This window comes from Sphingosinicella microcystinivorans, assembly GCF_003634215.1.
GTDB lineage: Bacteria > Pseudomonadota > Alphaproteobacteria > Sphingomonadales > Sphingomonadaceae > Sphingosinicella > Sphingosinicella microcystinivorans.
The window spans coordinates 333,403-352,654 of the sequence record NZ_RBWX01000007.1; the positions used below are offsets into that span (position 1 = coordinate 333,403).

Below are 19,252 nucleotides of genomic sequence, written 5' to 3' on the forward strand. Positions count from 1 at the left end.
GATCAGGATCATTCTGAGGACTCGATGGCGAATACACCGCAAGCGCGCAAGCGCATCCGTCGCAACACCCGCCGTCAGGCGATCAACAAGTCGCGCGTCAGCCGCATCCGCACCTTCGTGAAGGGTGTCGAGGCTGCGCTCGCGACGGGCAAGAAGGACGAAGCTGCCGCTGCGCTCCAGGCTGCCCAGCCGGAGATGATGCGGGGCGTCACCAAGGGCGTTCTTCACAAGAACACCGTTGCGCGGACCATTTCGCGACTCAGCAAGCGCGTGAAGGCGCTCGCCTGAAAATCCTTTGAATTCAAGGATTAAACGCCGCCGGATTCCGGCGGCGTTTTAGTTTGGGACACATTCCCGATTCGTTCCAGATGCGTCACGGACCATGCCTTTCAAAGGGCCTGAAGCGGCGAATCGGCGGTCGTCCTTGTCAAATCTTTTATTTCATTTTCGTTGCACGCGGAGACCCTTGAAAGCCCGTCCGCGGCCTGCCTAATGTGCCTCCGGCCTCGCGCCAAAGGGGAGTTCGCTCCTTCCCCAAAGTGACGCAAGAGTAAGCCGCGTTCCCACCGGATGCACGGTGGGGCGATGCTGTTTTCGTACGTTTTGCGTTCGGCGAGTCGCCGCGCGTGCCTTTGTCTGAGGATGCTGGGTTTTGGGGGATATGACGGGCAAGCAGGCGGGTGAACGAGTCGTATCGGCGATTGCTGGTCGCGGTTCGGCGCAGGGCGTCTCCATGTTCCTGTCCGGCACCGATTCGGCCGAATCGATCTGGCAGACGATTCGCTCGCATCTGCGCGCCGAGTACGGCACCCGCACCTACGACAGCTGGCTGAAACCGCTCGCGCTGGTCAGCGTCGATGCCGATACGGTGACGCTGGGTTCTCCGACGCACTTCACAGCGGACTGGATTCGCAATCACTTCGCCGAGCGGCTGCGGCTGCTTTGGGCAGCGCAGTCCGCGGCCATCCAGCATGTCCGCATCGTCGTGGAAAACGGTCTCAAGACCGCAGCCATCCCCGAGCCGGAACAGCCTGAGGCCATACCCGCGACGGTGCGCGAGGCGCCGGCATTCGGCGTTGCGCTGGAACCGCGCTACACGTTCGACAGCTTCGTCGTCGGCAAGGCCAATGAACTCGCCTACAACGCCGCGCGCACGGTCGCCGAGGGCGGGCCGATCGATTTCAACCCGCTGTTCCTCCACGGCACGACGGGTCTCGGCAAGACGCACCTGATGCATGCCATTGGGTGGCAGATTCGCAGTGCGATGCCCGGCGCCAAGGTCGTCTACATGTCGGCCGAAAAGTTCATGGTCGAGTTCGTCTCGGCGATGCGCGACAAGGATACGCTGTCGTTCAAGCAGAAGCTGCGCACCGCCGACCTGCTGATGATCGACGATGTGCAGTTCATCGCGGGCAAGGATTCGACGCAGGAAGAATTCTTCCACACGATGAACGAGATCATCTCGGCAGGGAAACGGCTGGTCATCACCGCCGACCGTTCGCCGCAGAACCTCGAAGGTATCGAGAACCGCATTCTCTCGCGCCTCGCGTGGGGCCTTGTCGCCGACATCAACCCGGCCGACTACGAGCTTCGTCTCAGCATCCTTCTCGAAAAGATGAAGCGCATGCCGGGCGCGACCGTGGGCGAGGACGTGATCGACTTCCTCGCGCGCAAGATCACTTCGAACGTCCGCGAACTCGAAGGCGCCCTGAACCGCATCGTCGCCTACTCGACGCTGGTCGGGAAACCGATCGACCTCGATTTCGCGCGGCAGGTGCTGGCGGACGTCCTGAAGGCGCACGACCGCAAGGTCACGATCGACGAGATTCAGCGCAAGGTTGCCGATTATTACGCGATCAAGCTCAGCGATCTCCTCTCGGCGCGTCGCGCGCGTGAAGTCGCCCGGCCCCGTCAGGTGGCGATGTTCCTCGCCAAGCGTCTGACGCCGCGCTCACTGCCGGATATCGGCCGCCGTTTCGGCGGGCGCGATCACACCACGGTGATGCATGCCGTGAAGCGCATCGAGGAACTGCGCGCCGACGACAGCGAACTCGACGCCGACATCACGCGGCTGACGCGCATCATCGACGCCTGAGGCGTCGGCCTCAATCCTTCAGGTAGAACTCCACCGTCGTCACCACGCGCACCTTCTGTTCGGGTGAAGCGTCTGCCGGGCCGCCCGAATCGCCGTCGCGTGACTGGATCGAGAAATAACCCTGGCTCGCGGAGCGGATGCCGCCGACGCTCGCGCCCGAATCCTTGGCGAATTGTTCGGCGCCCTTGCGCGCGTCCTTGGTGGCTTCCGCGATCATCGCCGGCTTCACATCGTTGAGCTTCGTGAAGCTGTAGGCGATCGAAGGCCCGCCGTCCTCGAGCGCGACGCCGCGCGCGAGGAGCGCGGCCTGGCCCGCGTGCGCGGCCTTGGCTTCGGCGATCTTCGTGGTGCGCAGGCGGAACTGCTGGCGTACCTGGATCTGATCGACGCCGTTGTTGTTCCACTGGCTGACGCTGATGCCGGCGGGTTGGATGTCGTTGCCGCTGAAACCGTGCTCGCCGAGATAGGCGCGGATCGTTTCGGCATCGCGCGCGGCATCCGCCTGCACGGCCTCGAAATTGCTGCCGGTGGACAGCGTGCGGATCGTCCACGTCGCGAGGTCGGCGGTCACGTCACGCTCGGCGAGCCCGCGCATCATGACGGCGCGGTCGGCGAGCTTCGCGCGCTTAAGGCCGTCGCCCAGCAGATAGCCGCCGAGGATGACGCCGATCGCGAGAACGACGGCGGCTATGATGAGTGATGAGTTGCGGTTGGTCGTGTCAGCGGCCATGGTATGCCCCATAAAGCGGTTTCGGCGCATTCTATCGCACCCTGCCGCTGCACAACAGCTGAACGAAGAAAGGGCTCCATGCCGCGCGCCGATTTCCGGTTCTCGTTCCCGAAGCGCGTCCGCTATGCGGAATGCGATCCGCAGGGCATCGTCTTCAACTCCCGTTATCTCGAATATCTCGATATCGGCATCACCGAATACTGGCGCGCCACAGGCATCTACGCCTTGTCGGCCACCGGCATGGGGCCGGACTTCCACGTCGCCCGCAACCTTGTCGAATACAAGAAGCCGGTGCTACTCGATGAGATGATCGATATCTGCCTGCGCTGCCGCCGGATCGGGACCAGTTCCATCATCGTGGATTTCGAGATTCATGGCGCGGGGGCCGATGATTTGCGGGCTGTCGGCGAGCAGGTGGCGGTGAACGTCGCGGAGTCGCGCGGTGCACCCGCGCCGGTTGCGGACTGGGTGGTCCGCTGTTTCGAAGACTATGAAGGGCGCCCATTGAGGGCGGAAAAGGCAGCCGCATGAAATATCTCCACACCATGGTGCGTGTCAGCGACCTTGAAGCGAGCCTTGCGTTCTACAAGCTGCTCGGGCTGCGCGAGCTTCGACGCTACGATCATGAAGCCGGGCGCTTCACGCTCATCTTCCTCGCCGCGCCGGGGGACGAGAGCGCGCAGGTCGAACTCACCTTCAACTGGGACCCGGAGGTCTATACGGGCGGCCGCAACTTCGGGCACCTCGCCTATGAGGTGGATGATATCTATGCGGACTGCCAGCGGCTGATGGACGGCGGCGTCACCATCAACCGCCCGCCCCGCGACGGACGCATGGCGTTCGTGCGGTCGCCGGACGGCATTTCGGTCGAGCTTCTGCAGAAAGGCGACGCGAAGGCGCCGGCCGAGCCGTGGGCCTCCATGTCGAACACGGGCGTCTGGTAGGCGCCATGCTCGAGATCGTCCGCATCCCGGTCCTTTCCGACAACTACATCTGGCTCGCGCACGATGCCGCGAGCGGCGAGACCGCCGTGATCGATCCAGCCGTTGCCGAGCCGGTGCTCGCGGAAGCGAAGGCGCGAGGCTGGCGGATCACGCAGATCCTGAACACGCACTGGCACCCGGATCACGTGGGCGGCAACGCGGAGATCAAGGCCGCAACAGGCTGCACGGTCACCGGCCCGGTGGAGGAGGCCGCGAAGATCACCGGCATCGACCGCGCCGTCAGCGAAGGCGACACGGTGCGCATCGGCAGCGCCGAAGGCCGCGTCATCGACGTGCCCGGCCACACGGCGGGACATATCGCGTACAGCTTCGAAGGCGCGCTGTTCTGCGGCGACACGCTGTTCGCGATGGGTTGCGGGCGGCTGTTCGAGGGCACGGCTGCGCAGATGTTCGACAGCCTCGGCAAGCTGATGGCGCTGCCCGATGAGACGGGTGTGTACTGCGCGCACGAGTATACCGAATCGAATGGGCGTTACGCGCTCACCGCCGAGCCGGAGAACACGGCGATTGCCGCGCGTCAGGCGGAGGTTCTCGCGATGCGCGCACGCGGGGAGCCGACCGTGCCCTCCACCATCGGTCTCGAACGCGCGACGAATCCGTTCACGCGCGCCCAGGATGTTGCCGAACTCGCGGCGCGGCGCACGGCGAAGGACAATTTCCGATAGAGGACGTGGGTATCATGAAGCGACTGGCTGGATTTGCGATGGGTGCCGTCATGCTGTCCTCTGCCGGTTTTGCGGCTGAGCCTGTGCTGAAGGATCAGGGAGACCGCGCTTCCGGTGCGCCGCATGCCACGCGCTCCGCCGTGCTTGGCGTGAACGGCATGGCGGCGACCAGCCAGCCGCTCGCAACGCAGGTTGCGCTCGATGTGCTGAAGCAGGGCGGCAGCGCCGTTGACGCGGCGATCGCGGCGAATGCGGCGCTTGGCCTGATGGAGCCGACCGGAAACGGCATCGGCGGCGATCTGTTCGCGATCATCTGGGATCCGAAAACAAACACGCTCCACGGCCTCAACGCTTCGGGCCGCGCGCCTTCAGGGCAAAGCCTCGGCCAAATGAAAGCGCGCATCGCGAAGCTGCCGCGTGCGGTGGGCGACCGGGACGGCACAGTGCCGGATTGGGGTGCGCTCTCGGTAACGGTTCCAGGCGCGGTTGACGGCTGGTTCGAAATGCACGGCAAGTTCGGTAAGCTGCCGATGCAGCGCGTGCTCGCGCCCGCCATCCGCTACGCGCAGCAGGGTTTCCCGGTCACAGAGTTTATCGCCGACGGCTGGGCGCGCGGCACCGCGAACTTCGAGAAACTGGCGAAGGCAGGCGCGATCGAAGAGATCGAGAACATGCGCCGGGTCTACATGCCCGGCGGCGCGGCGCCGAAGGAAGGCGAGGTGTTCAAGAACCCCGATCTCGCGCTGACGCTGATCGAGATCGCCGAAGGCGGTCGCGACGCCTTCTACAAGGGCAGCCTTGCGCAGGCGATGGACCAGTATTTCCGCCGCATCGGCGCGCCGCACCGGCTCGCGGATTTCGCCGCGCATAAATCCGAATGGGTCGATCCCGTTTCGGTCAATTATCGCGGCTACGACGTATGGGAACTGCCGCCCAGCGGGCAGGGAATCGCTGCTTTGCAGATGCTCAACATCCTGGAAGGTTACGACCTGAAGGCGATGGGGCGTGCATCGCCGGATTTCTGGCACGTGTTCGTCGAGGCGAAAAAGCGTGTCTTCGCCGACCGCGCGCGGTTCTATGCGGATCCCGCTTTCGTGAAAATCCCGCTCGCGCAGCTCCTTTCCAAGGACCGCGCCGCAAAGCAGCGCGCAACGATCGACATGGGCCGCGCGGCGAAGACCGACATGCCCGGCCTTTCCATCGAAGGCGCGGGCAAAGACACGATCTACATGACCGTCGCCGACAAGGACGGGATGATGGTGAGCCTCATCCAGTCCAACTATCGCGGCATGGGTTCGGGGCTGGTGCCGGACGACGGGCATGGCCGCACACTCGGCTTCATGTTCCAGGACCGCGGCGCGCAGTTCAATCTCGATGCGAAGCACGCCAACGCCTACGCGCCCGGCAAGCGGCCTTTCCACACCATCATCCCGGCGTTCCTCACGAAAGGCGGCAAGCCGCTGATGAGCTTCGGCCTGATGGGCGGGGCGATGCAGCCGCAGGGTCACGCGCAGATCGTTGTGAACATGATCGATTTCGGCATGGGCGTGCAGGCAGCGGGGGACGCGGCGCGCTTCCACCACGACGGCTCCACCGATCCCGAAGGCGGCGCGCCGATGACGGACGGCGGCGTGCTGGAAATCGAATCGGGTGTGCCGCAAGCGATTGCGGAGGCGCTGCGCGCGCGAGGCCATACCGTGCGTTACACGACCGGGCCCTTTGGCGGCTATCAGGCGATCTGGCGCGATCCGGACACGCACGTCTACTGGGGCGCTTCTGAAATGCGGAAGGATGGGCAGGCGGCGGGCTACTAAATCCCTTGTCGCTCTGCTAGTTTCGGCCTGCGGGGATCAATGGAGATTGAACACATGCGTAGCCTGTTTCTGCTCACAGCGGTCGCTCTTGCGGGATGTGCCGCCAACGATGGCCCGGCCCGCCAGGAGGCGCTTGCCGCCGTTCCCGGCAAGGCTGTCGGCGAACCCGTGACCTGCATCCAATTGCGCGATGTCGATCGCGTGGAAGCCGTGAACGACTATGTCGCCTTCTTCCACATGCGCGGCAGCCGTATGTACCGCATGGATTTCCCGCAAAGCTGCCGCGGCCTCAAGAACGATGCCTTCCGGCACAGCACATCGATCGCGCAATACTGCCGCGGCGACATCATCACGACGTTCGACACGACGACGAAGATGACGACGGGAAGCTGCGGCCTGTCGTCGTTCACGCCGTGGGAGCTGCCGCCCAAGGGCGAATAAGACTATTCGGGGTTTCTGAGCAGCGCGGCGTCGGCGGCCTTGCCGGTGGGCGTATCGCGTCCGGCCCTGACAGCGGCGTTCCACAGTGCGCGCGCCTTCGCATAGTCGCCGTCCATGGCGGCCATGTTTCCGGCTTCGAGCTGCACGTCGGGGTCGCCGGGCGCAAGCCTCAGCGCGTTCGCAAGTGCGGGGCGGGCAGCCTCCAGCCGCTCCTCACGCCGTGCGAGCACACCGAGCAACAGCCAGCCCGCTGCGTCATCGGGAGCGAGCGTGACCGCCTCTTCAAGATCGGTGCGGGCCCCGGTGCTGTTGCCCTGTGCCTCACGGGCGCGGGCGCGGTCGATCAGCAGCTCCCCCTTCGCCTTGCCGCCCTGCCGCGCCGCAAGGACGAGCGCGTTGCTGAGTACAACCTCGGCGCGCGCATATTCCTCGGCGAGCAGCAGCGCGTTGCCTGCCTGCCCGTACAGCTCAGCGGCGGCGGGGTTGCCCTGCGCTTCCGCCACGCGTGCCGCATCCTCGAACGCCCGCGCCGCGTCTGCCGGCCGGTTCGCGCCCATGTAGGCGAGGCCGAGGCAGTGGCGCGCCGGAACGCCGCCGGTGCCGTTCTTCCACTGCGTCGCCGCGTCGATGGCGCCGGGCACGCCTTCGTTCGCCGCGCGCACGCAGTCCGCATAAAGCGCCTGTTCGCTTGGCGTCGTGGCGGCATGGGGCGAGGCAGGCAGCGGCGCGACGACCTGCATCAGTATCAGGGCGGCAAGCATCGACATCTACAGATCCTCGATCACGCGCAGCAGCAGGGCAATATCCTGCGGCCGCGACAGGCGGTGGTCGCCGTCCTTCACCAGCAGCGTCTGTACGTCCGCTGAACCAAGCGCTTCGGCGAGCCGGAGCGAGACGGACCACGGCACGTCCGGGTCGGCCTGTCCGTGCAGCAGGCGGACGGGGCAGGTGAGGGGGATCGGCGCGTCGAGCAGCCGGTTCGCTTCTCCCGAACACCAGAATGCGGCGGTGGTGACGTACGGTTCGTCCGAATAGGCAGACGGTTCCACGAGGTCCTCGCCGCGCGCGAAGGCGGCTTTTTGGTCATCGGTGAAGCCCCAGTCGGTGAAATCCGGCGCGGCTGCGATGCCGACGAGGCCGGAAACGCGCGCGGGGATTGCAAGCGCGACGAGCAGCATCAGCCAGCCGCCCATCGACGATCCGATCAGCACCAGCGGGCCTTCCGGCGCCGCCGCCGCGATCACATCGAGAACGTCGTCCCGCCAGCCTGTCAGCGTGCCGTCCCTGAACGCGCCGCCGCTCGCACCGCAGCCCGAATAGTCGAGGCGCAGACACCCGCGACCGTTTTCGGCGCACCACGCATCCACCGCGAGCGCTTTTCCGCCCTCCATGTCGGACATGTAGCCGGGCAGGAATACGAATGTCGGGCCGTTTCCCGCGCGGTGTGCGTAGGCGAGCGGAATGCCGCCGCGCGACGTGATCGTGGGCATGGAACTCCTGTCGTCAGTCTTGCCGGTCGGGGTCGTTATGGCAGATATCGACGAGCGCGTCCCATTCGTCGCGGGAGAGGGCGGGGGTGTAGGCGGTGTCTTTCGCGGCACCTTTGCGGAACGCAGCAGCGCGGCCCTTCGAAATCGGGTGCGACGAGAGGTAGACGAGCACGTCCGCGCCGCCGATCGTGTTCTCATCCTTTGCCAGACGCTCGAAAAAGCCTGCGGTCGGCGCGGGCGAAATGCGCGCGCGGTTCATCATCGCGATCGATTCGGCGTCGGCGGCGCCTTCCGCATCGCGGCTGTAGCTGAGCGAGAGCAGGCTGTGGACATTGCCTGCGACATCCCCGCCGAGCGTCGTGAGCACGAGACCGAGCCCAAGCTCGCGCACCATGGCCTCGGCAACGTCGCGGTGCTCGATATGCGCGATCTCGTGCGCGAGTACGCCTGAAAACTCCTCGGGGCTCTTCGCCTCTTTCAGCAGCTCGTTGAAGATCACGATATTGCCGCCGGGAAGCGCGGCGGCGTTCACGATGGGCAGGTTCACGACGCGAACGTTGAGGTCTTTCACCTCCGGTGCGAGTCGCCGAGTGAGCGTATCGAGCGCCGCCTGACCGCCCGGTCCGGCACAGAACTTGCCGCCGAAATCGCCGACCATCGCATCGCCGTAGCTCTTCATCACGCGGTCGGGCACGAGCGGCGCGAGCCAATGCGGCAGCTGGTAGACCGCGAACAGCACCGCCGCCGATACGGCAAGGCCGATGGCGCTCGCCCGCCAAAGGCCGACGCGGTCGATCCAGCCGCCGTAGCGCGCGGCATGGGGGAGCAGCGCCGCAAGCGTGTCGGCAACGGGTTCGGGCACGCCGAGCCGCCAGCCGAGCACGTCCTTGCGTCCGTAGATACGCTCGTCGGGGCGACTTTCGATGAACACGAGATCGTCAGGGGCGACGCGCGCGGTGCCGTTTTCCCCCGCGATCTCCAGCGCGCCATCACGGGCAGCGAGCGTCACGCTCCGCCGCAGCGCGGATTCACCATCGTACAGCCAGGCGTTCGTCATCAAGCGTCAGATTGCGCCGATGTCGAACGCGTCCGCAAGGCCTTCGGCATCGCTTCTGATGCGCGTGGTCGACTGCGTCAGTGCCGCCAGATCGACCTCGCCATGCACTTCGAGATGCCGCACGTAGAACGACCAGTGCCGGTAGCCGAGGTACATGACGCCGAAGCCGAGTGTGAAGACGACAAGCGCGATGTTGCCGAGGATCAGCTTCACCCAGTCCATCGTGCGGGCATTGAATGCGAAGCTGAGAGTCCCGAGTGTCATCTCGCCAACCACCTTGCGCATGAACACGGCGTAATACGCGAGGCTGACAAGCGAGAAGATGACGTAAAAGCCGATCATCGAGAGGAAAAACGTTCCCATCATGCCGGCCATCGCCCGCGGGTCTGGATTGGTGCCCACAGCGAAGACAGTGCCCAGGCCAAGCACGAAAACGAGGATCGCCCACAGCACCGGCGTGGCATAGATCAGCAGATAGCGCCCCATCAGCCCCTGCACGGCCGGCCCGTCGCCGGTTTCAAACGCATAGGGGCCGAAACTCATCTTGCCCCAGCGTTCGCGCCACAGGTTTACCATGGCCCATGGAACCAGCAGGCCCAGCGTCACAAACCCAATGATGTATTTCAGCATGGCCGAACCGGCATAGTTCCAGCCGCCGTCATCGCTGCCGCCGCGGATGCCGTGCCAGTAGGTGCGGCTTAGCCGGTAGCGCAGCGCACGGAACAGGGCGAGGCCTGCCAGATAGAAGATCGCCAGATAGAGGCCGAGGGCGAGGATGGATGCGAGTGCGCCCTGACCGCGCAGGACCAGTGCCTGCAGGCCAAACTGGAAGAACAGCAGGATCGGCACGAAGATCGCCATCACGATCAGGAAGCCGATAAACATCTCTTTGCCGGTGCCCGCCCATTCGAGCCGTTCGTCAATGAACTGGGTCCGGCTCCACAAATATTTGCGTTCGCGCGTCTTTGCCCAGAATCGGTAGATTCCGAGCGTCACGATGATGAGCAGCAGGTTGGTGAGTGCAATCGGCAGGAATTCCTGCCAACGGCCGTGGAAAGTAACGCCGTCGGCAAATTCGCCGGTTTTCATATCAACCGGAGTCGTCTCGTCCATGAATACAATCCCCCGTATTCGGAAATACTTGATATGCTGCGCTTATTATCCGTGTGTGACAAGTGGCGTATGGATCTGCCGCGCTGCAAAGCGCCTGTTGCCAGCGCTGGCATGGAAAAGGCATAAGCCCCGCGTCATTCAACCATAAAAAGTCCGAAAAAGCCCATGTCCGAGATGATCCGCCTTACCCTGCCCGACGGTTCCGTGCGCGAGATGCCGCGCGGTACGACGGGCGGCGACGTGGCGCGCGCGATCGGCCCGGGGCTGGCGAAGGCGGCGCTTGCGGCAAAGGTGGACGGCGAGGTCATCGACCTGGAACGCCCCATCGAGCGCGACGCCGCGCTTGCGCTGGTGACGGTGAAGGACGAGGCGGACGCGCTCGAACTCGTGCGCCACGATTTCGCACACATCCTCGCCGAGGCGGTGCAGAACCTGTTCCCGGGCACGCAGATCACCTTTGGTCCGGCGACCGAGGATGGCTTCTACTACGATCTCGCCCCTGTGCGTCCCTTCACCGAGGAAGACCTGCCGACGATCGAGGAGGAGATGCGCCGCATCATCCGCGCCGACCAGCCGCTGCGCCGCGAGGTTTGGGACCGCGACGCGCTGATCGCGCGCTGGAATGAAATGGGCGAGACGTTCAAGGCGCAGTGGGCGGCAGAGCTGCCCGCGGGCGACGAGATCAGCGTCTACTGGTCGGGCGACAAGTGGTTCGACATGTGCCGGGGGCCGCATCTCGCCTCCACCGGCAAGCTCGATCCGCAGGCATTCAAGCTCACCCGCGTGTCGGGCGCCTATTGGCGCGGCGACCAGAAGAACGCGATGCTCTCGCGCGTTTACGGCACGGCGTGGCTGAACAAGAAGCAGCTCGACGCGCACCTCCACATGCTGGAGGAAGCGGCGAAGCGCGATCATCGCAAGCTGGGGCAGGAGATGGACCTGTTCCACCTGCAGCAGGAAGCGCACGGCAGCGTCTTCTGGCACCCCAAGGGCTATCTCATCTGGCGGGCGCTCGAAGCCTATATGCGCCGCGCGATCGACGGCGCGGGCTACCGCGAGGTGAAGACGCCGCAGGTGATGGACGCGCGCCAATGGGAGCAGTCCGGCCACTGGGGCAAGTACCGCGAGAACATGTTCGTGATCCCGGACGAAGTGCCGAACGTCGAGGACGAAGGCCCGATCGTCTCTGAGGATGCGGACTGGATGGCGCTAAAGCCGATGAACTGCCCGGCGCACGTCCTCATCTTCCGTCAGGGCATCAAGTCGTACCGCGACCTTCCCTTGCGCCTGTATGAGAACGGCTGCTGCCACAGGAACGAACCGCACGGTGCGCTGCACGGCCTGATGCGCGTGCGCCAGTTCACGCAGGACGACGCGCACATCTTCTGCCGCGAGGACCAGATCGTGGAGGAGGTGCGTGCCTTCTGCGCGCTCGCCGACCGCATCTACAAGGATTTCGGTTTCACCTACGCGATCAAGCTGGCGCTGCGCCCCGAGAAGCGCTTCGGCAGCGACGAAGTGTGGGACAAGGCCGAGGCCGAACTGCGCGCGGCTGTTGCCGCTGCAGGGCTCGACACGCCCGAATACGGATGGGAGGAGTTGCCGGGCGAGGGCGCCTTTTATGCGCCGAAACTCGAATGGCACCTCACCGACGCGATCGGCCGCACATGGCAGGTGGGCACGATCCAGTCGGACCGCGTGCTGCCGGACCGGCTCGATGCGAGCTATGTGGGCGAGGATGGCGAGCGTCACCGCCCGGTGATGCTGCACCGCGCGATCTTCGGTTCGTACGAACGCTTCATCGGCATCCTCATCGAGCACTTCGCCGGCAAGCTGCCGATGTGGCTCGCGCCCGTGCAGGCGGTCGTCGCGACCATCGTGTCTGATGCGGACGGCTATGCGAGCGAGGTGGTCGAAAAGCTCCGCGCCGCGGGCCTGCGCGCCGAGGCGGACGTGCGCAACGAGAAGATCAACTACAAGGTGCGCGAGCACAGCCTCGCCAAGGTCCCGCACCTCCTCGTCGTCGGCAAGCGCGAGGCGGAGGAGGGCACGGTCGCCGTCCGCACGCTTGGTGAGGAGCGCCAGAAGGTGATGCCGCTCGAAGAGGCGATCGCGTGGCTGCAGGGCGAGGCGACGGCGCCCGACATGCGTTAGCCGCCGCGCGGCGACCGCGTAATGATGCACAGTGCTGTGGGTGCCTGCGGTGCCAGCAGGATGCGGCGTTCGCGCATCCACGCGACAAGCGAAGGATCAGATTTCGTCAGCGATGTGCCGTTCAGCACCGCCGCAACGGTTTCGGATGATCCCATGTTTTGCGCCTGAACGGTACATCCCTGCGGTGCCAGAACGAGAACGGACGGACTGTCCGGAGATGCGTATGGGAGCGTTTGCGCGGCAGTGTTAAGCGCCAGCATTCGAAGCGTGCTGAGGCCGCCTGCGAGCGGTTGCGGGGCGCCCGCAATCATCCGCGTTGCTGCGCGATCAAGCGCGAGCAGGTCGAGCGCGGCGTATTGGACGGAGGCTGCGCGCGCCAGGAAAAGCAGAAAAAGCGGAGCGAGGAGTGCCCCGGCGGTAAGGACCGGGCGGTGCGCGCACAGTGCCGCGATGTTGATCCCTGCGGCCACGCACAAAAGTGTGATGCCGGGCAGGAACATGCGTGGCGTCGGGTCGATCCCAAGACCGTAGACGAGAATGGCGAAATGACCGAACGCACCTGCGAAAAGCAGCGGCGTCCAGCGTGGGACCGGAGCCCGAACGAGGCGGACCAATAGCTGACTGCCGATCGAAACGACCAGCGTGAGCGCGATGGCGGGTGAAAAGAAGAGACTGACGAGACCGTTGACGGTCCAGTGGATGTCCGGCCCGAACCGAACCGGCCATGCCCCGATCAGTGCGGGATTGAAGAAGGGGAAGGCACCGCGATGCTCTGCGGCGAGCGCTGCCGACGGGATTGCGGTATGGTTGAGCTCAAGCGCCCATCGCAGCAGCGGATCGCCGTGAAAGGCGCCATGGAAAGCGGCCTCGGCGAGAATGGGAATCGCCGCCGCCAGTCCCCATTCGAGAAAATTGCGCCAGGGCCGGTGGCGCCATGTCGCGAAAGCCCACCCCACGATAATAAGGGCAACAGGTGCGATCGCCGTCGCGCGTGCGCCGAACGCGAGGCCCGCGCATAGCCCGCTTGCAACCAGGAGCAGTCCGCGCTCCCCTCGCGCACGCAATAGCAGCCCGGCGCTGAGCACGCTCCAGCCAAGCTCTATCATGTCGGCGTTCGGCCGCACTGCTCGGTCCACAAAGACAGGCGTGAGAACAAGCATCAAGCAGGCGATAAGGGCGGCAGGCAGGTCGGTAATACGCCCCACGGACAGGAAGAGGGTGATCAGCACCACAGATGTCGCCAGAAGCGACGGCAGCCCAACAGTCAGATGGCTCTCTCCGAAAAGCGCCGATGTCGCGGCCAGCGGGCCGACGAGCGCATAGCGCGCTGCCCAGTGGGTTTCGGGAAGGCACAGAACATTGTCCCGAAGGCAGCGGGCAGCGTCTAGATACTGCCAATCGTCGCCGCCGCCGCCCCGGAATCCGTGCCAGTTCAGCGCAAGCATTGCCGCCATAACGCTCGCAACGAGGAAGGCAGCCGCAATCGTGGGCCACGGTACGGCGAAAGCCGGATCGGACGATGTCTGAGAGCGTATGCTCGACTGCATGGCTGTTCCTTGCCATGGCGGCATTCTCTTTTTCCTTAAAGCGGGCCGAAATTTTTCCGCACGCCTGTTGCAACGGCGCTCTTTTCGAAAGCGCGGTGAGCGACTACATAGGCGCCTTCGATTTTCGCCAATTGTTATGGAGAGACTGCTATTCGACCGCCTCTGACTCGGCGCCCTCCGGTGCCGCAAAACTTTTCGGGCCCTCGCTACAACGAGTTCATCCAGTCCCCGAAAGTCCGTGTCATCGATCACGAAGGTGAAAACCTCGGTGTGATGCTCACAGCAGAAGCGATTGAAGCGGCAGCCGAGGTGGGCCTTGATCTCGTCGAGGTCTCGCCGAATGCGGACCCGCCCGTCGCCAAATTCCTCGACGTCGGCAAGTACAAGTACGAGGCGCAGAAAAAGGCGAACGCCGCTCGCAAGAACCAGAAGACGCAGGAGATCAAGGAGATCAAGATGCGTCCGAACATCGACGACCACGATTACGACACCAAGATGAAAGCCGTTCAGCGCTTCATCGAGGAAGGCGACAAGGTCAAGATGACGCTGCGTTTCCGCGGCCGCGAGATGTCGCACCTTCAGCTCGGCATGAAGCTCCTGGAGCGTGTGCAGCTGGATACGGCGGAGTACGCCAAGGTCGAGCAGCATCCGAAGCTCGAAGGGCGCCAGATGCTGATGGTGATCGCGCCGAAGCTGTAGGCGGGTGGTGCCCCTCCCATTCGAGGAGGGGCTTTCCCTTTAGGCGATCAGGCCGCTGCCTGCGCCTGTTCCCAGGTCGGATAATCGGTGTAGCCCTCGGTGCCGTTCGCGTACCAGAGCTTGTAATCTTCGGTTGCGAGCGGGTGGCCGTCCTTGATGCGGAGCGGAAGGTCGGGGTTCGCTATGAACGGCCGGCCGAAGGCGATGGCATCGGCCTTGCCGCTTTCCACGAACTCCGCCGCCATCTCGGGGGTGATGTCGTTGTTGAGCACCAGCGGGCCGTCGTAAAGGCGGCGGAAGGACGGCGACACCAGCGGCACGTCGGTCTTGCCGAACGTCCCGCCCGGGCGCTGCTCGCGCAGTTCCACGAATGCAAGGCCGCGGCCCGCCAGCTGCCGCGCGACGACGTCGAACAGCGTGGCCGGGTTGCTGTCGTCGGTGCCCTGCGTCTCGCCGTTCGGTGAAAAGCGGATCGCGGTGCGGTCCGCGCCGATTTCCGCGATCACGGCGTCCAGCACCTCGTTCAGGAAGCGCGTGCGGTTCTCCGGGCTGCCGCCATATTCGTCATCGCGGGTGTTGGAATTGTCGCGCAGGAACTGGTCGATCAGATATCCGTTCGCCGCGTGGAGCTGGATGCCGTCGAACCCTGCGCGGATCGCGTTGCGGGCAGCGGCGGCATAGTCGGAAACGATTGCCGCGATCTCGTCCTTCGTGAGGACGTGCGGAACGACATAGTCCTTCTTGCCTTCATAGGTGTGGGCGTAGTGCGGCGCCTGGATCGCGCTTGATGAAACCGATTCCATGCCGCTCACCGACGGGTGGACGAGGCGGCCCATGTGCCAGAGCTGGCTCACGATCTTGCTGCCTGCCGCATGCACGGCTGCCGTCACCGGCTTCCAGGCTTCGACCTGCGCGTCGGACCAGATACCCGGCGCGTTCGGCCAGCCGAGGCCCTGCCGCGAGATACCGGTCGCTTCGGAAATGATAAGGCCCGCGCCGGAACGCTGGGCGTAATAGTCCTTCACGAACGCCTGCGGAACGCCATCACGGTCGGCGCGTGCGCGGGTCAGCGGCGCCATCAGGATACGGTTGTCGGCGCTGATGGCGCCGAGCTGAACGGGGTCGAAGAGTGTCGGCATCACAAAATTCCTGCTTGTGTCCCTCTGCCGCGTAACTTGGGAACGCGGTATGGCGGCGACAAACAAGATTAGGTATTGCCGCGGCAATGAAAACTCCCCGCTTCGCTTTCCCGCTGTTTCTGACAGGCAGCGCCATGCTCTCGGCGGGGCCGCTGCTCGTGCGCCTTGCCGATGTTGGGGCAACGCAGTCCGCATTCTGGCGCCTCGCCCTTGCCGTGCCGCTGCTCTATGGGCTTGCCCGCGTGGCAGACCGGCAAGCGCCGCTGCTGCCGCCACGACGCAGCGTGCCCTGGCTGATCCTTGCCGGCTTCTTCTTCGCGGCCGACCTCGTCGCCTGGCATCTCGGCATCGGCTACACGGTGCTTGCCAACGCCACGATCATCGCGAACAGTGCCGCGTTCCTGTTCCCGATCTGGGGCTATTTCGTCATGCGGCGCTGGCCGACACCGATCGCCGGACTGGCTCTGGTGATGGCGGCGATCGGCATCGCGCTGCTGATGGGCGAGTCGGCGAGCCTCTCGTCCGATCATCTTCTGGGCGATCTGCTCTGCTTCGTCGCTGCGATCTTCTACACCGCCTATCTCGTGGTCATCGACCGGGCGCGCGGCGGCCTTTCAGCAATAGCGACGCTTGCCCCCGTGACGCTCGTGGGCGCGCTGTTCATGCTGCCGCTGGCGCTTATGGCGCCGGGTGCGTTCTGGCCCCAGGATTGGGTGCCCGTTGTGCTGCTCGCGCTCGGTAGCCAGGTGATCGGGCAGGGGCTCATCGTTTATGCGCTGCCGCACCTGCCGCCGGTCGCCAGCGGTGTCGGCCTCCTCATCCAGCCCGTGTTCGCTGCGGCGTTCGGTTATGTCTGGTTCGCGGAAGTCTTGACGCCGGTCGCCGCGACGGGCGTCGCGATCCTGTTCGCGGCGATCATGCTCGTCCGGCGGCCGAGTGCAGCGCGTCCGCCCGTGGAAAAGCGCGTACCGCCGGTAGGCGGCGGTGCTACGCCGTCTGGAGAGCCGCCGTCCGCCTGAGGTCTTTTGCAGGAGGCGCGGCGAACGCCCCAAGGGTGCAGCCTCGACTTGCCGCGCAGCGGTTGAAACGGCCTTCGCGACCGACGACCAAACGCGCGCGGCGTTATCCCGCCATCGTTGAGGCGGCTGCGCGAATCTCGTCGTCGCTCATTGCCGTGATGTTCGACATGAACATCCACGTGTACCCCGACGGGTCGATGAAGGTGACACGGCGCTCGCCATAGAACTGGTCGGCCGGCTCCTCGGTCATGATGCCGCCGGCTTCCAGCGCGTGATTGGTAAAGGCATCGACGTCGTCGACATAGACGCAGAAGCTGACCGGCGAATGATCGAGCGCTTCGGAGCGCGGGCTGCGGATCGGGCTGCCGCCGGTGCCTTCGGGTGCGCACATGAAGAGCAGCTGCTCTTTGTAGCGGAACTCGGCGTGGATCGGCATATGGCCCGGCCCGTCAATCACCAGCCCCAGTTCAAAACCGAACACCTTCTCGTAGTAGCGGCGATTGTCCGCCCAGTCGGTGAGCACGAGATAGGGGGTAAGCCACGGCGCATCCTGCGGCTTGGGGTTGAAACGGGTCATCGCTGGCTCCGGCGTTTGATCTGACCCGCATCCTTGCACCGTGTTTATGACGGATACGCGACATGGAGCATCGTGCGGAAAAGTGGGAACCGGTTTTCCACGCAAAACGATGCGCCCACAAAGAGATAGGGCGGGCTTCATGATTGCTGAATCACGCAGCCCGCCCCAAAAAAAGAAGCGCCCGCCGGTTGTCCCGACGGGCGCCTCGTCACCCTCCCCGGTGATCAGGTAACGCGATCAGGTGCGGCTTATGCCGCGTCCTTCTTGAACTGATCGGCTTCGGTCGATTCGGCGAGCGCCGTGGTCGAGCTTTCGCCGCCCGCGAGCGTCGTCGCGACCATGTCGAAATAGCCGGTGCCGACCTCGCGCTGGTGGCGCGTCGCGGTGTAGCCGTTGGCTTCCGCGGCGAATTCGGCCTGCTGCAGCTCGGAATAGGCAGCCATGCCGCGATCCTTGTAGCCGCGTGCCAGTTCGTACATGCCGTAGTTCAGCTGGTGGAAGCCCGCCAGCGTCACGAACTGGTACTTGTAGCCCATGGCGCCCAACTCGCGCTGGTACTTGGCGATCGTGTCCTTATCGAGGTTCTTTTCCCAGTTGAAGCTGGGCGAGCAGTTGTACGCCAGCATCTTGTTCGGGAACGCCTTCTTGATCGCTTCAGCGAAGCGGCGGGCATCGTCGAGGTTCGGAACCGAGGTTTCCCACCACAGCAGGTCGGCGTGCTCGGCGAAGGCGAGGCCGCGCTTGATGCAATGGTCGACGCCGGTGCCGTCCTTCAGACGGAAGAAGCCTTCGGGCGTGCGCTCGCCGGTCAGGAACTCGCGGTCGCGCTCGTCGATGTCGCTGGTGATGAGCTTGGCGCTCTCTGCGTCCGTGCGGGCGCAGATGACGGTCGGCACGCCGCAGACGTCGGCGGCGAGGCGCGCGGCGTCGAGGTTGCGGATGTGCGCCTGTGTCGGGATCAGCACCTTGCCGCCGAGGTGGCCGCACTTCTTTTCGGAGGCGAGCTGGTCCTCGTAGTGAACGCCGGAGGCGCCCGCCGCGATGTACGCCTTCATGATCTCGAAGCAGTTGAGCGGGCCGCCGAAGCCGGCTTCGGCGTCAGCCACGATCGGCGCGAACCAGTCGCGCTTGGCGCCGCCTTCGGAATGCTCGATCTGGTCGGCGCGCATCAGTGCGTTGTTGATCTTGCGGGCCAGCTCGGGGCCGGCGTTCGCGGGATACAGCGACTGGTCGGGATACATCGCGCCCGCCGTGTTGGCGTCGGCAGCGACCTGCCAGCCCGAAAGGTAGATGGCCTTCAGACCCGCGCGCACCATCTGCATCGCCTGGTTGCCCGAAAGCGCGCCCAGCGAATTGATGTAGGGCTCGGTCTTCAGCAGCTCCCACAGCTTGTTCGCGCCGCGCTCGGCGAGCGTGTAGGCGATCGGGAACGAACCGCGCAGACGCTCCACATCGGCGGGCGTGTACGGACGCTTGATGCCGTCGAAGCGGCCGGCGGGGGCTGAGGGGATCAGCGATTCGAAGGTCGGCTGGGCGCTCATTTTGTATGACTCCGTGTTAACCATTCACAGTCTTTTTACATTGCAGTGCGGAAACCGGCCTTCGAAATGGGCTGTGCGAATCGCGCTGCGTTGCAAATCTGCTATTGATGCCTTCTCTCGTTTCTCGTACTCGCTTCAAGAGAATCGTGTAAAAAACGTGTGTAAGT

Annotated in this window: 19 protein-coding genes; 10 read left to right on the plus strand and 9 right to left on the minus strand. The window is 64.7% G+C overall.

The window, feature by feature from the left end:
* Nucleotides 1-24 precede the first annotated feature (24 nt).
* A complete protein-coding gene (gene rpsT / locus DFR51_RS01950) occupies nucleotides 25-288 on the plus strand; it encodes a 30S ribosomal protein S20 (RefSeq protein ID WP_121047367.1) in 264 nt (87 codons plus the stop codon).
* A gap of 445 nt (nucleotides 289-733) precedes the next feature.
* Nucleotides 734-2,095 (plus strand): chromosomal replication initiator protein DnaA, encoded by a 1,362-nt coding sequence (gene dnaA / locus DFR51_RS01955; RefSeq protein WP_121049602.1) that lies wholly within the window; start codon nucleotides 734-736, stop codon nucleotides 2,093-2,095.
* 10 nt (nucleotides 2,096-2,105) lie between these two features.
* Here dnaA and DFR51_RS01960 read toward each other — a convergent pair whose 3' ends face one another.
* Nucleotides 2,106-2,825, minus strand: a complete 720-nt coding sequence (locus DFR51_RS01960; RefSeq protein WP_121047368.1) for an SIMPL domain-containing protein — start codon at nucleotides 2,823-2,825, stop codon at nucleotides 2,106-2,108.
* Between the two features lie 78 nt (nucleotides 2,826-2,903).
* Between DFR51_RS01960 and DFR51_RS01965 the strand changes: the two genes are divergently transcribed.
* From DFR51_RS01965 to DFR51_RS01985, 5 genes are read left to right on the plus strand one after another with little or no spacing between them, the layout of a single operon-like run.
* Nucleotides 2,904-3,356 carry an acyl-CoA thioesterase gene (locus DFR51_RS01965; RefSeq protein ID WP_121047369.1) on the plus strand — a complete coding sequence of 151 codons (453 nt, stop codon included), beginning with the start codon at nucleotides 2,904-2,906 and terminating at the stop codon, nucleotides 3,354-3,356.
* Entirely contained in the window at nucleotides 3,353-3,769 is a 417-nt protein-coding gene (locus DFR51_RS01970; RefSeq protein ID WP_121047370.1) for a VOC family protein, read from the plus strand. Before DFR51_RS01965 ends, DFR51_RS01970 begins: the two co-directional genes overlap by 4 nt.
* Nucleotides 3,770-3,774: 5 nt before the next feature.
* Complete coding sequence (gene gloB / locus DFR51_RS01975) at nucleotides 3,775-4,494, plus strand: hydroxyacylglutathione hydrolase (protein WP_121047371.1); 720 nt, start codon at nucleotides 3,775-3,777, stop codon at nucleotides 4,492-4,494.
* A 14-nt stretch (nucleotides 4,495-4,508) separates the two neighbouring features.
* Entirely contained in the window at nucleotides 4,509-6,308 is a 1,800-nt protein-coding gene (locus tag DFR51_RS01980) for a gamma-glutamyltransferase family protein (RefSeq protein ID WP_162500679.1), read from the plus strand.
* A 54-nt stretch (nucleotides 6,309-6,362) separates the two neighbouring features.
* Complete coding sequence (locus DFR51_RS01985; RefSeq protein WP_126494563.1) at nucleotides 6,363-6,749, plus strand: DUF6491 family protein; 387 nt, start codon at nucleotides 6,363-6,365, stop codon at nucleotides 6,747-6,749.
* A 2-nt stretch (nucleotides 6,750-6,751) separates the two neighbouring features.
* Here the strand turns inward: DFR51_RS01985 and DFR51_RS01990 are convergent, their stop codons facing one another.
* From DFR51_RS01990 to DFR51_RS02005, 4 genes are read right to left on the minus strand one after another with little or no spacing between them, the layout of a single operon-like run.
* On the minus strand, nucleotides 6,752-7,516 hold the full coding sequence (locus tag DFR51_RS01990) for a tetratricopeptide repeat protein (protein WP_121047374.1): 765 nt from the start codon (nucleotides 7,514-7,516) through the stop codon (nucleotides 6,752-6,754).
* A complete protein-coding gene (locus tag DFR51_RS01995) occupies nucleotides 7,517-8,239 on the minus strand; it encodes an alpha/beta hydrolase (RefSeq protein ID WP_121047375.1) in 723 nt (240 codons plus the stop codon).
* 13 nt (nucleotides 8,240-8,252) lie between these two features.
* Entirely contained in the window at nucleotides 8,253-9,296 is a 1,044-nt protein-coding gene (locus tag DFR51_RS02000) for a M48 family metallopeptidase (protein WP_121047376.1), read from the minus strand.
* A 6-nt stretch (nucleotides 9,297-9,302) separates the two neighbouring features.
* Nucleotides 9,303-10,409, minus strand: a complete 1,107-nt coding sequence (locus tag DFR51_RS02005) for a YjgN family protein (RefSeq protein WP_243445576.1) — start codon at nucleotides 10,407-10,409, stop codon at nucleotides 9,303-9,305.
* Between the two features lie 165 nt (nucleotides 10,410-10,574).
* Between DFR51_RS02005 and thrS the strand changes: the two genes are divergently transcribed.
* Nucleotides 10,575-12,563, plus strand: coding sequence for a threonine--tRNA ligase (thrS, locus tag DFR51_RS02010; protein WP_121047377.1), 1,989 nt, complete (start codon nucleotides 10,575-10,577; stop codon nucleotides 12,561-12,563).
* Here the strand turns inward: thrS and DFR51_RS02015 are convergent.
* Nucleotides 12,560-14,110 carry an ArnT family glycosyltransferase gene (locus DFR51_RS02015; protein WP_160119116.1) on the minus strand — a complete coding sequence of 517 codons (1,551 nt, stop codon included), beginning with the start codon at nucleotides 14,108-14,110 and terminating at the stop codon, nucleotides 12,560-12,562. The two genes, thrS and DFR51_RS02015, sit on opposite strands and share 4 nt — an antisense overlap.
* A gap of 180 nt (nucleotides 14,111-14,290) precedes the next feature.
* Between DFR51_RS02015 and infC the strand changes: the two genes are divergently transcribed.
* Nucleotides 14,291-14,809, plus strand: coding sequence for a translation initiation factor IF-3 (gene infC, locus DFR51_RS02020; protein ID WP_197723697.1), 519 nt, complete (start codon nucleotides 14,291-14,293; stop codon nucleotides 14,807-14,809).
* Between the two features lie 47 nt (nucleotides 14,810-14,856).
* On the opposite strand, the gene DFR51_RS02025 is transcribed toward infC, so the two are convergent.
* Nucleotides 14,857-15,948, minus strand: a complete 1,092-nt coding sequence (locus tag DFR51_RS02025) for an alkene reductase (RefSeq protein WP_121047380.1) — start codon at nucleotides 15,946-15,948, stop codon at nucleotides 14,857-14,859.
* Between the two features lie 86 nt (nucleotides 15,949-16,034).
* On the opposite strand from DFR51_RS02025, the gene DFR51_RS02030 reads away from it, so the two are divergent.
* Entirely contained in the window at nucleotides 16,035-16,967 is a 933-nt protein-coding gene (locus DFR51_RS02030; protein WP_121047381.1) for a DMT family transporter, read from the plus strand.
* Nucleotides 16,968-17,070: 103 nt separating this feature from the next.
* Here the strand turns inward: DFR51_RS02030 and DFR51_RS02035 are convergent, their stop codons facing one another.
* Together DFR51_RS02035 and aceA are read right to left on the minus strand one after the other, a co-directional pair.
* Nucleotides 17,071-17,544: a VOC family protein gene (locus DFR51_RS02035; RefSeq protein ID WP_160119117.1), complete on the minus strand. Its 474-nt coding sequence runs from the start codon at nucleotides 17,542-17,544 to the stop codon at nucleotides 17,071-17,073.
* A 248-nt stretch (nucleotides 17,545-17,792) separates the two neighbouring features.
* Complete coding sequence (aceA, locus tag DFR51_RS02040) at nucleotides 17,793-19,085, minus strand: isocitrate lyase (protein ID WP_121049608.1); 1,293 nt, start codon at nucleotides 19,083-19,085, stop codon at nucleotides 17,793-17,795.
* Nucleotides 19,086-19,252: the final 167 nt, after the last annotated feature.

Excerpts from the sequence above, each read along its gene's own strand:
- DFR51_RS01990 (WP_121047374.1), bottom strand. The coding sequence starts at position 7,516 with ATGTCGATGCTTGCCGCCCTGATACTGATGCAGGTCGTCGCGCCGCTG.
- DFR51_RS01960 (WP_121047368.1), bottom strand. The coding sequence starts at position 2,825 with ATGGCCGCTGACACGACCAACCGCAACTCATCACTCATCATAGCCGCC.
- thrS (WP_121047377.1), top strand. The coding sequence starts at position 10,575 with ATGTCCGAGATGATCCGCCTTACCCTGCCCGACGGTTCCGTGCGCGAG.
- DFR51_RS02035 (WP_160119117.1), bottom strand. The coding sequence starts at position 17,544 with ATGACCCGTTTCAACCCCAAGCCGCAGGATGCGCCGTGGCTTACCCCC.
- DFR51_RS02025 (WP_121047380.1), bottom strand. The coding sequence starts at position 15,948 with ATGCCGACACTCTTCGACCCCGTTCAGCTCGGCGCCATCAGCGCCGAC.
- aceA (WP_121049608.1), bottom strand. The coding sequence starts at position 19,085 with ATGAGCGCCCAGCCGACCTTCGAATCGCTGATCCCCTCAGCCCCCGCC.
- DFR51_RS02030 (WP_121047381.1), top strand. The coding sequence starts at position 16,035 with ATGAAAACTCCCCGCTTCGCTTTCCCGCTGTTTCTGACAGGCAGCGCC.
- DFR51_RS01995 (WP_121047375.1), bottom strand. The coding sequence starts at position 8,239 with ATGCCCACGATCACGTCGCGCGGCGGCATTCCGCTCGCCTACGCACAC.
- DFR51_RS02005 (WP_243445576.1), bottom strand. The coding sequence starts at position 10,409 with ATGGACGAGACGACTCCGGTTGATATGAAAACCGGCGAATTTGCCGAC.
- dnaA (WP_121049602.1), top strand. The coding sequence starts at position 734 with ATGTTCCTGTCCGGCACCGATTCGGCCGAATCGATCTGGCAGACGATT.
- DFR51_RS01980 (WP_162500679.1), top strand. The coding sequence starts at position 4,509 with ATGAAGCGACTGGCTGGATTTGCGATGGGTGCCGTCATGCTGTCCTCT.
- DFR51_RS01965 (WP_121047369.1), top strand. The coding sequence starts at position 2,904 with ATGCCGCGCGCCGATTTCCGGTTCTCGTTCCCGAAGCGCGTCCGCTAT.
- DFR51_RS02015 (WP_160119116.1), bottom strand. The coding sequence starts at position 14,110 with ATGCAGTCGAGCATACGCTCTCAGACATCGTCCGATCCGGCTTTCGCC.
- DFR51_RS01985 (WP_126494563.1), top strand. The coding sequence starts at position 6,363 with ATGCGTAGCCTGTTTCTGCTCACAGCGGTCGCTCTTGCGGGATGTGCC.
- gloB (WP_121047371.1), top strand. The coding sequence starts at position 3,775 with ATGCTCGAGATCGTCCGCATCCCGGTCCTTTCCGACAACTACATCTGG.
- DFR51_RS01970 (WP_121047370.1), top strand. The coding sequence starts at position 3,353 with ATGAAATATCTCCACACCATGGTGCGTGTCAGCGACCTTGAAGCGAGC.
- rpsT (WP_121047367.1), top strand. The coding sequence starts at position 25 with ATGGCGAATACACCGCAAGCGCGCAAGCGCATCCGTCGCAACACCCGC.
- DFR51_RS02000 (WP_121047376.1), bottom strand. The coding sequence starts at position 9,296 with ATGACGAACGCCTGGCTGTACGATGGTGAATCCGCGCTGCGGCGGAGC.